Source organism: Sulfitobacter sp. TCYB15 (assembly GCF_040435955.1).
GTDB classification, from domain to species: Bacteria; Pseudomonadota; Alphaproteobacteria; order Rhodobacterales; family Rhodobacteraceae; genus Sulfitobacter; species Sulfitobacter pontiacus.
On record NZ_CP159193.1, the window covers coordinates 807,832 to 820,430 of the forward strand.

Annotated in this window: 12 protein-coding genes; 9 read left to right on the forward strand and 3 right to left on the reverse strand. The window is 63.6% G+C overall.

The features are described from left to right. Window positions 1-74: 74 nt before the first annotated feature. The gene (locus ABM428_RS03840) at window positions 75-1,148 is read left to right on the forward strand and encodes a Hint domain-containing protein (RefSeq protein WP_132997170.1); all 1,074 of its coding nucleotides are present in this window, start codon (window positions 75-77) and stop codon (window positions 1,146-1,148) included. Window positions 1,149-1,181: 33 nt separating this feature from the next. Here the strand turns inward: ABM428_RS03840 and ABM428_RS03845 are convergent, their stop codons facing one another. Next, window positions 1,182-1,751 (reverse strand): TlpA disulfide reductase family protein, encoded by a 570-nt coding sequence (locus ABM428_RS03845; protein ID WP_009826027.1) that lies wholly within the window; start codon window positions 1,749-1,751, stop codon window positions 1,182-1,184. 22 nt (window positions 1,752-1,773) lie between these two features. Between ABM428_RS03845 and argH the strand changes: the two genes are divergently transcribed. The 5 genes from argH (at window position 1,774) to ABM428_RS03870 (ending at window position 7,586) form a co-directional block, all read left to right on the forward strand. After that, window positions 1,774-3,165, forward strand: coding sequence for an argininosuccinate lyase (gene argH, locus ABM428_RS03850; RefSeq protein WP_005851479.1), 1,392 nt, complete (start codon window positions 1,774-1,776; stop codon window positions 3,163-3,165). Continuing rightward, window positions 3,162-3,341, forward strand: a complete 180-nt coding sequence (locus tag ABM428_RS03855; protein ID WP_005851482.1) for a hypothetical protein — start codon at window positions 3,162-3,164, stop codon at window positions 3,339-3,341. Before argH ends, ABM428_RS03855 begins: the two co-directional genes overlap by 4 nt. Continuing rightward, window positions 3,338-3,541 carry a hypothetical protein gene (locus ABM428_RS03860; RefSeq protein WP_132997169.1) on the forward strand — a complete coding sequence of 68 codons (204 nt, stop codon included), beginning with the start codon at window positions 3,338-3,340 and terminating at the stop codon, window positions 3,539-3,541. Before ABM428_RS03855 ends, ABM428_RS03860 begins: the two co-directional genes overlap by 4 nt. 148 nt (window positions 3,542-3,689) lie before the next feature. After that, window positions 3,690-4,955, forward strand: a complete 1,266-nt coding sequence (lysA, locus tag ABM428_RS03865) for a diaminopimelate decarboxylase (protein WP_132997168.1) — start codon at window positions 3,690-3,692, stop codon at window positions 4,953-4,955. 39 nt (window positions 4,956-4,994) lie between these two features. Beyond that, window positions 4,995-7,586 carry a TIGR02302 family protein gene (locus ABM428_RS03870; RefSeq protein WP_353628190.1) on the forward strand — a complete coding sequence of 864 codons (2,592 nt, stop codon included), beginning with the start codon at window positions 4,995-4,997 and terminating at the stop codon, window positions 7,584-7,586. 52 nt (window positions 7,587-7,638) lie between these two features. On the opposite strand, the gene ABM428_RS03875 is transcribed toward ABM428_RS03870, so the two are convergent. Next, a complete protein-coding gene (locus ABM428_RS03875) occupies window positions 7,639-8,547 on the reverse strand; it encodes a zinc-ribbon domain-containing protein (protein WP_037943241.1) in 909 nt (302 codons plus the stop codon). 165 nt (window positions 8,548-8,712) lie between these two features. Here ABM428_RS03875 and ABM428_RS03880 point away from each other — a divergent pair, with 165 nt between their 5' ends. Genes ABM428_RS03880 through ABM428_RS03890 form a run of 3 tightly spaced genes read left to right on the forward strand, consistent with a single transcriptional unit; the run spans window position 8,713 to window position 11,023 of the window. Then, window positions 8,713-9,390 carry a cell division ATP-binding protein FtsE gene (locus ABM428_RS03880; RefSeq protein ID WP_037944903.1) on the forward strand — a complete coding sequence of 226 codons (678 nt, stop codon included), beginning with the start codon at window positions 8,713-8,715 and terminating at the stop codon, window positions 9,388-9,390. Then, entirely contained in the window at window positions 9,387-10,292 is a 906-nt protein-coding gene (locus ABM428_RS03885) for an ABC transporter permease (protein WP_005851493.1), read from the forward strand. The genes ABM428_RS03880 and ABM428_RS03885 overlap by 4 nt, the downstream gene beginning before the upstream one ends. After that, entirely contained in the window at window positions 10,292-11,023 is a 732-nt protein-coding gene (locus ABM428_RS03890; protein ID WP_132997166.1) for a 1-acyl-sn-glycerol-3-phosphate acyltransferase, read from the forward strand. Before ABM428_RS03885 ends, ABM428_RS03890 begins: the two co-directional genes overlap by 1 nt. Window positions 11,024-11,133: 110 nt before the next feature. Here the strand turns inward: ABM428_RS03890 and lpdA are convergent, their stop codons facing one another. Beyond that, a complete protein-coding gene (gene lpdA / locus ABM428_RS03895) occupies window positions 11,134-12,522 on the reverse strand; it encodes a dihydrolipoyl dehydrogenase (protein WP_132997165.1) in 1,389 nt (462 codons plus the stop codon). Window positions 12,523-12,599: the final 77 nt, after the last annotated feature.

A 12,599-nucleotide genomic window follows, 5' to 3' on the forward strand; every position in this document is an offset into this window, starting at 1 on the left:
GGGTGATTCGTTCTTTCCAGCGGGGAACGGTTTTGATAGCCTTGAGGCAATAATAATACGACGAGGCACGAACAGTGGTCAAAACGGGCTTTCGAGGCACGTTTGTCATAAGCTGGTCGCAGACAGAAATAGACGGGCTGGACGCCGCACCGGTGCAATCCCTCAAGGTGGGGGCAGCCTGGGCGTGGCGGGGCGATTCAATTCGCGTTGACGGGCCGAATGACGTGTTGCGGCTGGATCAGGCGGACGAGGCAGGGGATCTGCGCAGACGGGCTGCGCGGATGGTCCATCGTTTGGTCGGGGCTGCCCTGGACGGCACAACGCCGCCGCACCGGTCTTTCGCCAGTGACCGCGACACCCCTTTGATGGACAACAGCTTTACCGTTACCGACGGCGCGCAGACCTATCTGGTGACAGTGATCGAGGTCGGTCAGGGCAGCCAGCCGCTGCTGATGTTCCTTGACGCGCTGCCGCCGCGCAATACCGATCTGTGGGTCGTCGCGCATACATTGAATACCGCCGCGGCGGATCGGGCGGCGCAATACAGCAGCGGCGTCATCTGCTTTACCCCCGGCACGATGATCCGCACCGCCGATGGCGCGCGCCGGATCGAACAGCTGCGCGAGGGCGATCACGTCCAGACGAAAGACAACGGCCTGCAACCCGTGCGCTGGATCGGCAGCCGCCGGATGAGCGGGGCGCGATTGTTCGCGATGCCGCAGCTGCGCCCCATCCGGTTTCGCGCCGGTGCTTTGGGGGCTGCGCAGCCTGACGCGGATTTGCTGGTGTCGCCCAGCCACCGGATGCTGGTGAAGGGGCGCGTCGCGCATGACTTGTTCAACACAGACGAGGTGCTTGTCACCGCGCGGGATCTGGTGAACGGGCGCAGTGTCACCATCGATGCCCATGCGCGCGAGGTGACCTATATCCATCTCCTGCTCGATTTCCACGAGGTGCTTTGGGCCAACGGCGTAGAAACGGAAAGCTTTCACCCTGCCTCTGCCGCGCTAGAGACATTGGACGCGACCGACCGCGCGCGGCTGCTGGACCAGTTTCCACAGATCGCCTTTGATCCGCATACCTATGGCGGCTATGCGCGGCGTAATCTGTCGATGTCCGAAGCGGCGATCCTCGCGCACGCCGCCTGACGCCGCCGGATCGCCTGCTTTCTTGGGGCGGGCCTAGCTGTCTGCCTTGCCCGCGATCAATGCCTGCACGATGGCTTTTGCGCTGTCGCTCGACCAATCCGCATCACCGCGCAAGCGTGCGATTTCACGTCCCTCGGGGTCCATGATCACGGTGATCGGCAGGCCGAAAATGCCCATCTGACTGGCCAGCGCCTGTTTCGGGTCCTGGTGGCGTGGCAGGCTATCGACGCCCGCATCCGCAAAGAACCGTTTGATCCCGTCGGGGGTGTTGCGACCCGTGGCGATGGTCAGCACCTCGAAATCATCGCCGCCGAATTCCTTTTGCAGCGCGTTCAGCTGCGGCATTTCCTTGCGGCAGGGGGCGCACCATGTGGCCCAGAAGTTGATCAGCACATATTTGCCCTGCCATGCCTCAAGCGTCGTCTCGCCGCCGTCATCCTCAAGCTGGAACGCGACAGAGGAGGTGGCAACGGGGGAATCGTGCACGACCAGTTTCTTCATATCACCGTCGCGCAGGGGCTTGATGTCGGCGCTTTGCCCAAAGCTGGGGTTTGCACCAAGGGCAAGGGCCGTATAAACGAGCGCGAGCATAATCTTTTTCATTTTCCCTCCGAGGGGTTGCCTGATGACCGATACGACTTCGAACAAAATGTGGGGTGGCCGTTTTGCCGCCGGACCAGACGCGATCATGGAGGCGATCAACGCCTCGATCTCGTTTGACCAGCGTATGGCCGCCCAGGACATTGCCGGGTCGCGTGCCCATGCTGCCATGTTGGCTGCACAAGACATCATTAGTGATAGCGATGCCGACGCCATTCGGAAAGGGTTGCTCACGGTGTTGTCAGAGATCGAGGGCGGGACATTTGCCTATTCGACCGCGCTGGAAGACATCCACATGAACGTCGAGGCGCGCCTGAAAGAGGTGATCGGCGAACCCGCAGGCCGTCTGCACACGGGCCGGTCGCGCAACGATCAGGTCGCGACCGATTTCAAACTGTGGACCCGCGACCAGTTCGACGCCGCCGAAAGCGGATTGTTGGCGTTGATCAAGGCCTTGCTGGGTCAGGCAGAGGCCGGAGCCGATTGGGTCATGCCCGGTTTCACCCATTTGCAGACCGCGCAGCCGGTCACTTGGGGCCACCACATGATGGCCTATGTCGAGATGTTTGGCCGCGATCTGAGCCGGATGCGCGACGCACGGGCGCGGATGAATGAATCGCCGTTGGGCGCGGCTGCGCTTGCGGGCACGTCCTTTCCGATTGACCGCGACATGACCGCACAGGCGCTTGGCTTTGACCGTCCGGCCGCCAATTCGCTGGACGCGGTCAGCGACCGTGACTTTGCGCTTGAATTCCTGAGCGCTGCGTCGATCTGCGCCATGCACCTGAGCCGTTTCGCCGAAGAGCTGGTGATCTGGTCCTCGGCGCAGTTCCGTTTCGTGACCCTGTCGGACCGTTTCTCGACCGGGTCGAGCATCATGCCACAGAAGAAGAACCCCGACGCGGCAGAGTTGATCCGCGCCAAGATCGGCCGGATCATGGGGGCCAATGTGGCCCTGATGATGGTGATGAAGGGGCTGCCGCTCGCCTATTCCAAGGACATGCAGGAAGACAAGGAACAGGTCTTTGACGCCGCTGACAACCTGATGCTGGCGTTGGCCGCGATGGAAGGCATGGTCAAGGATATGTCCGCCAACCGCGAAAGTCTTGCCGCAGCGGCGGGATCGGGCTTTTCCACCGCGACCGATCTGGCCGATTGGCTGGTTCGCGTGCTGGGACTGCCGTTCCGCGATGCGCATCACATCACCGGATCGTTGGTGGCGCTGGCCGAACAGAACGGCTGCGACCTGCCGGACCTGACGCTGGAACAGATGCAATCGGCCCATGGCGACATCACGGCAGATGTCTTTGACGTTTTGGGCGTGGAAAATTCCGTCAATTCGCGTATGTCTTACGGGGGCACCGCGCCCGCACAGGTGCGCGCGCAGGTGGCCCGCTGGAAAGGGATCATCGGATGAAACCCGTCGCTGCTATTGCCTTGTTGCTGACTCTCGCCGCCTGCGGTGTGGACGGGGAACCCGTGCCGCCGCAGGTCAATAGCACGGTGACGCTGTCGTCGTCGGGCATGTCGGTGGGCACTGGCGTCACCCTTGGCCGCGGCCCGTTCCGGCTGGGTCTGGGGGCGGCGCTGTGATCCGCGCGGCGGTGCTGGCCGTGGTTGCATTGGCGGTGCTGACGGGCTGTGACAGCGCGCAACGCCATGCGCCGTCTGCCCATGACAGCCGCGCCTATCCCCCCGCGACGGATACCGCCACCCGCAAGCATCGCAGCAACTATGAGCCCGGTGTGCATATCTCGGGGCATGTGGATGTGGGCGTTTCCAAGACATTCTGACCGGCGGGGCGGGTGGCGCTGATTGCCATTCCCGCCGCCTTTGGTATTGGGGTAAGCTGTGGTCTGCCGCGATGCCTGTCCCTGCGGTCCGCCGCCCGTAAACGATCGCCGGCAGCTTTCGGCGGGAAAAGCTTAGGAGCCTGAAACTATGGATCATTTCCTGTACCGCGATGGCGCGCTGTTCGCCGAGGATGTCGCCATCTCCGAGATCGCAGCCGCGGTCGGCACGCCCTTTTACGTCTATTCAACCGCCACGCTGTTGCGCCACTTCAAGGCATTTGACGATGCGCTGGACGGGATGGACCATCTGGTCTGCTACGCGATGAAAGCGAACTCGAACCAAGCGGTGCTGAAAACGCTCGCGCAGGCGGGGGCGGGCATGGATGTGGTGTCGGCGGGGGAATACCTGCGTGCCAAGGCGGCAGGCGTGCCCGGCGACAAGATCGTGTTCTCGGGTGTGGGCAAGACGGTCTCTGAAATCCGGCTCGCGCTTGAGGGCGGCATCCGCCAGTTCAACGTCGAATCCGAACCCGAGATGGAGGTGCTGGACGCCGTCGCAAGGTCGATGGACAAGGTCGCGCCGATCACCATCCGCGTGAACCCCGATGTCGACGCCAAAACCCATGCCAAGATCGCGACGGGCAAGTCCGAGAATAAATTCGGTATCCCCATCGCCCGCGCGCGCGAAGTCTATCGCATGGCCGCCGCGATGCCGGGTCTAGAAGTCGTGGGCATCGACGTGCACATCGGCAGCCAGTTGACCGATCTGACGCCGTTCGAACTGGCGTACCAGAAGGTTGCGGAGCTGACGGAACAGCTGCGCGCCGACGGGCACACCATCCGTCGTCTGGATTTGGGCGGCGGGCTGGGAATCCCCTATGAGCGTAGCAATGCCGCTCCGCCGCTGCCCACGGATTACGGCGCGATGGTGCAAAAGACGCTTGGCCATCTGGGCTGCGAGATCGAGATCGAGCCGGGCCGCCTGATCGCGGGCAACGCCGGCCTCATGGTGAGCGAGGTGATCTATGTCAAATCTGGCGAGGGCCGCGATTTCCTGATCATCGACGGTGCGATGAACGACCTGATCCGCCCCGCCATGTACGAAGCCCATCACGATATCATCCCCGTCGTCGAAGCCGAAGCAGGGGCCAAGCAGCAGCCCTATGACATCGTCGGGCCGGTCTGCGAATCCGGTGATACCTTTGCCAAGCAGCGCATGATGCCAAAGCTGGCCGCGGGCGATCTGGTGGCCTTCCGCAGTGCCGGTGCCTATGGCGCGGTGATGGCCAGCGAATACAACTCTCGTGCGCTGATCCCCGAGGTGCTGGTCCATGGCGATCAATTTGCGGTTATCCGCCGACGCCCGACCTTTGACGAAATGATAAATCGCGATACCATTCCTGAATGGCTGTGACCGCGCCTTGCGTGTCCGGCTTTTGAAAGCAGGGCCAGCATGACGTTTTTCACCGCCAAGGATGACGACCACTCGCCCGAGCAGGGTCTCAAGTCGATCCGTTGGCCCCTGCGTCTGACCTGGGCCGGTATCTGGGCCGAGGTGTTGGTGCAGGCGTTCTGGCCGCTGATTGCCTTGGTGCTGGCTGTTCTGGCCGTGCTGATGCTGGGGCTGCACGATACCGTGTCGATGTCCGTCGTGACGGGCGCTGTCGTTGCTGTGACGCTGGCCGCTGTCGGGGCGCTGGTCTATGCGCTGCGCCATTTACGCATCCCCCGCCGGATAGAGGCGCTGACCCGCCTTGACGCCAGCCTACCCGGACGCCCCATTCAGGCGCTAATGGATGTGCAGGCGATCGGCACGGGGGATGATGCCTCTGCTGCGGTGTGGCAGGCGCATCAGCGCCGCATGGCCGCCCGTGCCGCCGCTGCGCAGGCGGTGCCTGCGGACTTGCGCATGGCGCGCCCTGATCCCTTTGCCCTGCGCTATGTCGCGCTGCTGGCTTTCGTTACGGCGCTGGTCTTTGGGTCGGTGCTGCGCATCGGGTCGGTAGCGGGCCTGACCGCGAGCGGCGGGGCTTTGGCCTCCGGTCCGGTTTGGGAAGGCTGGGCGGAGCCGCCGCGCTATACCGGCAAGCCGACGCTGTATTTGTCCGATCTTGCCGAAGGGCCGTTGAACCTGCCTGCGGGCACGCTGATCACCCTGCGCATGTATGGCGAAGTGGGCGCGCTGTCGGTGACCGAGACCGTTTCGGGCCAGCCCCAGCCAGAGGGGGACGCCCCCGCCATCGTGCAGGATTTCAAAGTCAGCCAAAGCGGGCAGATCGCCATCGACGGGCCGAACGGGCGCGCGTGGGACGTGACGATGCTACCCGATGCCAAACCGCAGGTCGAGATTGCAGGCCCGCCCGAGGTGACCGCCCTTGGCGAGATGCAACTGCCCTTTGTGGCGCGGGACGACTATGGCGTCGAGGCGGGCGAGGCGCGGATCGATCTCAATCTGGCCGCTGTGGACCGCCGCTATGGGCTGGCGATCGACCCTGACCCGCGGGCCGAGATGATCGTGCCGCTGTCGCTGCCCATTGCAGGGGACCGCCGCGATTTCGAAGAGAACCTGATCGACGATTTTTCCAAACATCCGTGGGCCAACCTGCCGGTCACCGTCACGCTGAGCGTGCTGGATGCGTCGGAACAACAGGCGACCACCCCGCCGACGCAGATGACCCTGCCGGGACGACGCTTTTTCGATCCGCTGGCGGCGGCCGTCATTGAACAGCGGCGCGATCTGCTGTGGGCAAAGGGCAACGCGGACACCCTCGCGCAGGTCTTGCGGGCGGTGTCCTATCGTCCGGGGGATGTGTTCCGCTCTGACACGGCGGCGCTGCGCTTGCGGCGGCTGATTGAACGGATCGAAATTCGCGCCCGCTATGGTTTGTCCGACGAGGTGCAGGCCGAGATCGCGGATGATCTGTGGGATCTGGCGATTGAGCTGGAGGAAGGCGTGCTGGCCGATGCGCTGGACCGGATGCGCCGCGCACAGGAGCGTTTGCAAGAGGCGATGAAGAACGGTGCCTCGGACGCCGAGATCGCAGAGCTGATGGAAGAGCTGCGCCGCGCCACCGACGACTATATGCGCCAGTTGCAACGCCAGCAGGCGCAAGAAGGTGAGAACGGCGACCAGCAGCAAGGCCAGCAGGGCGAGACCATGCAGATGACGCAAGACGACCTGCAACGCATGATGGACCGGATTCAGGAACTGATGGAGCAGGGCCGCATGGCAGAGGCCGAACAGGCGCTGCGCGAGCTGCAAGAGATGATGGAGAACATGCGCGTTACCCAAGGCCAGCCGGGCGAAGGTGGGCAATCCGAGGGTGAACAGGCGATGGAGGGGCTGGCCGACAGCCTGCGTGAGCAGCAAGAGCTAAGCGATCAGGCGTTCCGCGATTTGCAGGACAGGTTCAACCCCAATGCCGATGACGGCCAGCAACAGGGGCAGGACCAGGGCCAGCAACCCGGCCCGCAACAGGAGGGCAACCAGCCCGGCCAACCGGGGCAGCAGCCGGGCCAGAACAACGGCCAGGGCGAACCGGGGCAGGGACAGGGATCGATCGCTGACCGTCAGCAAGCGCTGCGCGATGAGCTGCGCCGTCAGGAAGGGCGTCTGCCCGGTAGTGGCACCCCCGAAGGTGACGCCGCGCGCGATGCGCTGGACCGTGCCGGCCGCGCGATGGACGGCGCCGAAGAGGCTTTGCGCCGCGACGATCTGGCCGAAGCGATCGATAACCAGTCGCAGGCGATGGAAGCCCTGCGCGAGGGGATGCGCGCCTTGGGCGAGGCGATGGAACAGGACCAGCAGGCGTCCGAGCCAGGGCAAGGCACCGCGCAGGGCAACCGCCGTGCCGAAAACACGGACCCTTTAGGGCGCGAGCAGGGGGCGAATGGCGCGCAGGGGTCAGAGGGTGATCTGGCGCTGGACAATGACGCCTATGGCCGCGCGCGTGAACTGCTGGACGAGATCCGTCGCCGCTCGGGCGAGGCGACGCGGCCGGAGGTCGAACGCGACTACCTGCGCCGTCTGCTGGACCGCTTCTGATAGGATTGATGACGCAAGGACGGGGCCGCCAAAAGGACGGGCCCGATCCGTTTTAGCTGCCCGACTGCGACGCCCGTGCATCCAGCCATTGCAGCGTTGATTGCAACATCTCGTCCAGCCATTGGCGCGCGCTGTCCACCTGCGCGACGTAAAGCGCAAGATAGGGGCGCAGCGCGGGAACCGCCTCCGAGATTTGCGGCGAAAAGACGTATAGCAGCACCAGCACAGAGGCGAGCGCGACAATCAGCACGAACCCGCGGCTGAACCCGCTACGCTGTTTCGTGTCCGCATGGGTATCGCGCCCGGCGTCTGCGCCCGTGTTCGGGATGACGCGCCGTTCTGATCCGGTGCGCAGGGTGGAGTTGATCTCTTCGATATCGGGCAGCAATTCGCGGCGCGATGCAACGGCCGCCGCGGCGGCTGTGGTCTCGGCAGCGCGGTGCTGCTCTTCGCCGCGCAGACGAGACATGCGGGCCTTGGCCTGCTGCGCGCGATCGCTTTCGCTGGGTTGGTCTGCTTCTTCAAGCCCCAGATCAGGCTGGCTTTCAAGGGTCTGAGCCTGACGACGACGGCGGGCTTCTTGTTCCGCCTCGGCCTCTTGCCGGAGAATATCGGCGACCGAAGGGTCAAGCTGCTTGCGCGGTGGCGGGGCGGGATGCGCGGGTTCGCCCGCGTCGGGGGCTTCCGCTGCGTCTTCGTCGGGCTCGGGCGGGCTTGCTGGGGCGGGCGAATCTACATCGCGTTCGGGCACGACGCCATTATCCGCATCCTCGCGCGCGGACAGAGCGGCGGAAACCGTGCTGATCCTGCTGTCGTCCTCGTCATCGAGAGGGGGGAAATCGGGGTGGTGCTGGAACCAGGTCTGGCCACAGTTCGAACATTGCACATCGCGACCGGAAGAGGGCATCACCTCGTCCGGGACCTCGTACTGCGCATCGCAATTGGGACAGATCAGTCTCATGTTGCGCCCCGAACCATTGGAAACCTCTTCGTTTTCACGTCAGATCAACCTTATGTCCTAGAAAACCGTAGGAAAAGTGCAATCTTCATGCAATGGCTGCGCCGGGGTGCATTGAAACCCAAGCGGTGCTGGGGCACAACAGTTCAAACCAAGCGGGATATGCGTGTGATCGAGTTTGAAAATGTGGCCTACAGCTATGGCGGGGGCGAGCTTTTGTCCGATATCTCGGTCAAGCTGGCACCGGGGTCGTTCCATTTTCTGACGGGTCCGTCCGGCTCTGGCAAGACCACTTTGATGAAGCTCTGCTATGGCGCGCTTCTGCCCACGGCGGGGCATGTGTCGCTGTTTGGCAAGGACGTGCGTGCGATGGACCGCGATGATATCGCGATGATCCGGCGACGTGTGGGCGTGGTGCACCAGGATTGCCAATTCCTGAACCATTTGCCGGTTGCCGAAAACATCGGTTTGCCGCTGACCGTGTCGGGCCGTCATGCGGAAACCGGCGGCGACGACCTGCTTGAGCTGCTGTCGTGGGTCGGGCTGAGCAGCCGCGCCGATGCCCTGCCGCCAGAGCTGTCGGGCGGTGAGCGCCAGCGTGCGGCGCTGGCCCGTGCGGTGATCATGTCGCCAGATGTGGTGCTTGCGGACGAACCCACCGGCAACGTCGATTGGGAAATGTCGCAGCGACTGCTGCGCCTGCTGGTAGAGCTGAACCGCATGGGCAAGACCGTGTTGATCGCGACCCACGATCTGGGGCTGATTCGTGCCACCAAGGCGCAGGTGCAGGCGCGTGTCTTGCGCATCGCCAACCGGCGCATCCAGCTGGCGGGGGCGGATCTATGAAGATGTTGCGCATTGCGCTGACCGCGCTGTGGAACGGCGACCGTCAGGCGGACCGTGTGGTGCCGCCGTCGGGGTTTACGGCGCAGTTGACCCTGTTTGCCGCGGGAACGATGGCGTTTCTGGCGGTCTTTGCGCTGGCGCTGTCGCTGGCCTCGGGACGGTTGGCGAATATCTGGGGGCAAGAGCTGGCACGCACCGCGACGATCCGTGTTGTGGCCCCCATCGACCAGCGCAGCGCCCAGACCGAGGCCGCCTTGCGCATCCTCGAGACGACCAAAGGCGTCGCCACAGCCCGCGCCCTCACGGATGAAGAGCAGCAATCCCTGCTGGCCCCCTGGTTCGGACCGGAACTGGCCATTGATGCCCTGCCGGTGCCCCGCCTGATCGAGATCATCGAAGAGGACGACGGCATGGACGCCGATGGCTTGCGCCTGCGCCTCGCGGCAGAGGTGCCAGGGGCGGTTCTGGACAATCACAGCCGCTGGCGCGCGCCGCTGGTCAAGGCCGCGTCGCGGCTGAAGCTTCTGGGCTGGGTATCCATGATCCTGATCATCGCGACGCTGGCCGCGATGGTGACACTTGCCGCCAATGCGGCGCTGTCGGCCAACGCTCAGGTCATTGCCGTTTTGCGTCTGGTGGGCGCGACCGACAGCTATATCGCGCAGGCCTTTATCCGGCGTTTCACCCTGCGTGCGCTGACCGGCGCTGCGGCGGGCACGGGGGTCGGGCTGCTGGCGATACTGCTGTTGCCAAGCACCGCTGACGCGGGGGGCTTTCTGACGGGTTTGGGCTTTCAGGGCTGGCACTGGGTTGTGCCGCTGGTGATCCCGTTTCTGTCCGGTGGTGTCGCCTTTGCGGCCACAGGGGCGGCCGCGCGCCGTACATTAAAGGAACTCGCATAATGTTGCAGTGGATACGATCGTTGACCTTCATCGTGCTGGCCACGGTCTATATGCCGCTTCTGGGGCTGCTTTACGCGCCTTGGGCGATGTTCTCGCGGCGGGGGGCCTATGCGGCGTGCAAGGCCTATGCGGCGGGGACCATGTGGATGGCGAAGGTCATCGTCGGGTTGCGGTGCGAGGTGCGGGGCGACGTGCCGGACGGGGCCGTGTTGGTTGCCGCCAAACACCAGTCTTTCCTTGATATCCTGATGATCTTTCACATTCTGCCGCGCGCGAAATTTATCATGAAACGCGAGATCCTGATGACCCCGGTGATCGGGCAATACGCCAAGCGCATGCAGATGGTCGCGGTGAACCGTGGCAAACGTGGCGCGGCGATTTCCAAGATGCTGGCCGATGTCAAAGCGGGCGAGGCCGAACCGGGCCAGCTTGTCATCTATTCGCAGGGCACACGCGTCGCGCCCGGGCTGTCTGTACCCTATAAGGCAGGCACTGCCGCACTTTACGAGCAGATGAACCAGCCCTGCGTCCCCGTCGCCACAAACGCGGGTTACTTCTGGCCACGGCGCGGGCTGTACCGGCGTCCGGGTGTGGCAGTGGTCGAGTTCCTAACCCCCATCGCGCCGGGGTTGGAGCGGGCCGCCTTCATGAAGCGGCTCGAGGAAACGGTCGAGACACGGTCGGACGCGCTCTTGGCCGAGGCGGGGTTCAAAGCCCCTCAACCGAGATAGGCGCCGCCCATACCGATCGGTGCGCACGACGGTTAGGACACAACGGTTAGAACACAAAAAAGGGTGGGCCAAACGGTCCACCCTTTGTCGTTTCGATGCAGTCGGCTGCCTTACATGTGGATCGGGCCATCGCCACAGGCCAGCGCCGCTTCGCGGACCGCTTCGGAGTAGGTCGGATGCGCATGGCAGGTCATCGCCAGATCCTCGGCAGAGGCTCCGAATTCCATGGCAACGCAGACCTCGTGGATCAGATCGCCTGCGCCGGGGCCGATGATATGCGCGCCGAGGATGCGGTCGGTTTCCTTGTCGGCGATCAGCTTGACGAAGCCTTCGCCCGCGAAGACGGCCTTGGCACGGGCGTTGCCCATAAAGCTGAATTTGCCGACCTTATAGGCGCGGCCTGCTTCTTTCAGCTGCTCTTCGGTGGCGCCGACATTGGCAACCTCGGGGTGGGTGTAGATCACGCCGGGGATCACGCCATAGTTCACGTGGCCATGTTTGCCCGCCACGACCTCTGCTGCGGCCATGCCTTCGTCTTCGGCCTTATGCGCCAGCATCGGGCCTTCAATGACGTCGCCGATGGCGTAGATGCCTTTGACCGAGGTTTCCCAGGTGTCGCTTACCGCGATCTGGCCGCGTTTGGTCAATTCGACCCCCAGACCTTCAAGGCCCAGCCCGTCGTGGAACGGCTTGCGGCCGGTGGAGACGAGAACGACATCGGCGTCCAGCGTGTGTTCGCTGTCATCCTTGCGCAGCTTGTAGGTCACCTTGGCTTTGGTCTTGGAGGCTTCGGTGCCTTGTACGGCGGCACCCATGACAAAGTTGACGCCCTGCTTTTTCAGGATGCGCATAAAGTTCTTTTGCACTTCGCCATCCATGCCGGGGGTGATCGCATCGAGATATTCGATGACGGTCACCTCGGCCCCCAGACGCGCGTAGACAGAGCCGAGTTCGAGCCCGATGACGCCTGCGCCGATCACGACCAGCTTTTTCGGGATCTTGTTCAGCGCCAACGCGCCGGTGGAGGTGACGACGACCTTTTCGTCAACCTCGACACCGGGAAGGGCAGAGGGTTCGGACCCTGTGGCGATGATGATGTTCTTGGCCTCGTGAACCTCGTCACCGACCTTGACCTTGCCAGCTTCGGGGATGGTGGCCCAGCCTTTGATCCAGTCAATCTTGTTCTTCTTGAACAGGAACTCGATCCCCTTGGTGTTGGTGTCGATCGTGTTCTGTTTGTAGGTCTGCATCTGCGCCCAATCGACCGAAGGGCTTTTGCCCTTGAGGCCCATATCGGCAAAGTTGTGTTCGGCTTCGTGCAGCATATGCGTGGCATGCAGCAGCGCCTTGGACGGGATACAGCCGACGTTCAGGCAGGTGCCGCCCAACGTATCGCGGCCCTCGACACAGGCGGTTTTGAGGCCCAGTTGGGCGCAGCGGATGGCGGATACATAGCCGCCGGGGCCGGAGCCGATGATGATGACATCGTAGCTGGACATGGAAGGTCTCCTTGGTGGTCGGGAATTGGGGTAGAGTAGAAAGTGTGGTGTTCAGGCATGAAGGGGCGGGGCGTGTT